This is a genomic window from Oleiphilus sp. HI0132 (assembly GCF_001635845.1).
In genome coordinates, this window is sequence record NZ_LWGJ01000687.1 from 1 (window position 1) to 712 (window position 712).

Consider the following 712-nt stretch of genomic DNA (forward strand, 5'->3'; position numbering starts at 1 on the left):
AGCCTTAACCTGGACATCTAGCCCTTTTGCACTCGGTACAAGCAGTGCCTGGGGAGTAAATTTTTCTCATGGTAACTCTTATAGCCTCGATAAACGCAATGTAAACCAGGTACGACTAGTAAGAGGTGGTTATGAATAAATATATTTGCTTAGGGCTTCTAACACACTCTTTGCTTTCACTTCCTGTCCTGGCACAGGAATGTAGTAGCGATACCATTGCCGAAACGACGCCTGCAACACAATTTGTTATTCACGGAGACGGCACCATTACCGATACCAGCACGGCACTAATGTGGAAACAATGCTTGGAAGGTTTAAGTGGCACTCAGTGTAATACCGGCATTCTCAACGAGCAGAACTGGTCAGGAGCTCTTCAGATCCCTCGTAATATAAACGCGACAGGAGGTTTTGCAGGCTACGCCGATTGGCGCCTTCCCAACCAGGCAGAGTTAGCCTCTCTGCTAGAAGACCAATGCGTTGAGCCAAGTATTAATGCGACGGTTTTCCCCAATACTGCCAACAAGTTTCTCTGGAGTGCGTCACCTGACTACAACAATGATACGGCCACATGGTTCGTGGACTTCAAACATGGCGCAACAGGTACCATCACCAGAGAGCAGGCTTGGCCAATTCGTTTAGTTCGAAGCGTTCAATAGTTTAATCTAATGGAATGAGGAACGATCACGCGATCAAAGCTAAGGGCAGCTGCCAA

1 protein-coding gene is annotated in these 712 nt (G+C 47.3%); it reads left to right on the top strand.

Annotated features, from left to right (window positions below):
• Positions 1–131: 131 nt before the first annotated feature.
• Positions 132–656, top strand: a complete 525-nt coding sequence (locus A3766_RS08235; protein ID WP_068511867.1) for a DUF1566 domain-containing protein — start codon at positions 132–134, stop codon at positions 654–656.
• Positions 657–712 lie beyond the last annotated feature (56 nt).

Coding starts and splice junctions, on each gene's coding strand:
- A3766_RS08235 (WP_068511867.1), top strand. CDS start 132: ATGAATAAATATATTTGCTTAGGGCTTCTAACACACTCTTTGCTTTCA.